1 protein-coding gene is annotated in these 790 nt (G+C 49.9%); it reads left to right on the top strand.

Annotation, left to right across the window (positions count from 1 at the left end):
• The first annotated feature begins 80 nt into the window (after positions 1-80).
• The gene (locus FLQ03_RS04705; protein WP_240802199.1) at positions 81-746 is read left to right on the top strand and encodes a UvrD-helicase domain-containing protein; all 666 of its coding nucleotides are present in this window, start codon (positions 81-83) and stop codon (positions 744-746) included.
• Positions 747-790 lie beyond the last annotated feature (44 nt).

The raw sequence follows: 790 nt of genomic DNA, 5'->3' as shown, positions 1-790 counted from the left end.
GGCTGTCACCGGTAGAGTACGAGAAGCAGTATTTCCAACGGCTCAAGAGTGTCTAGAGAAGCTGGGGCGATTCAAACATCTTGGTCTTCAGCTTTACAAAAGACAGTTCGCGCAGCCTATCCGCCCGTCTCAATGCAGCCGGTGCCCGAGGTGTGAAGTGTTCCACGATGCACAGCTTCGCACGCTCAAAGCTTGCTGAATTGAAAGACTTTGTTGAACTGACTGACAAGTCAGATGCAGACCAGTACCTTCAGAATTTTCTCAAGCATCCAGAGTTGCGTTCGCATTCCAAGCAATATTATGTTCTTGTCGATGAAGCTCAAGACCTCAACAGCCTTAACTACGCTTTCCTGACCTACTTAGCTAAGACTCTTTACGCAGTGGGCGACTTCCGCCAAGCGATCTATCAATTCCGTGGCGCTAAACCTGATCTTTTCCAGACCTTCAAAACCTCTTTGGAGCAACAAACAGGCACTACTCCTGACATGTTCCAGGCTCCTACACCTCTAGTGCACAGCATCCTCACCACGTTCAGAAACTCTACTGCTGTGAATGCTCTTGCGAACGCTGTTGCTCATCAGCTGGACCCTAGCGCAGCGTTTACCGCTTCACTTGACACCGCCGCACCTGGACACGTTTTCACCCAGATCACCCCTGACGAAGAGTCCGAATACCAAGCTATCAAGTCCTACTTTTTAGAAGCTTCACGCAGTAACGACGTCCACCCCATCTTGAGTAGCGCGTGACTTTAGCGTCCAATCCACCATGACAAGGAGTTGGACATGAAGAA

This window comes from Vogesella urethralis (assembly GCF_007644045.2).
Taxonomy (GTDB): Bacteria; Pseudomonadota; Gammaproteobacteria; order Burkholderiales; family Chromobacteriaceae; genus Vogesella; species Vogesella urethralis.
This window is presented reverse-complemented; position numbering and strand designations above follow the sequence as displayed.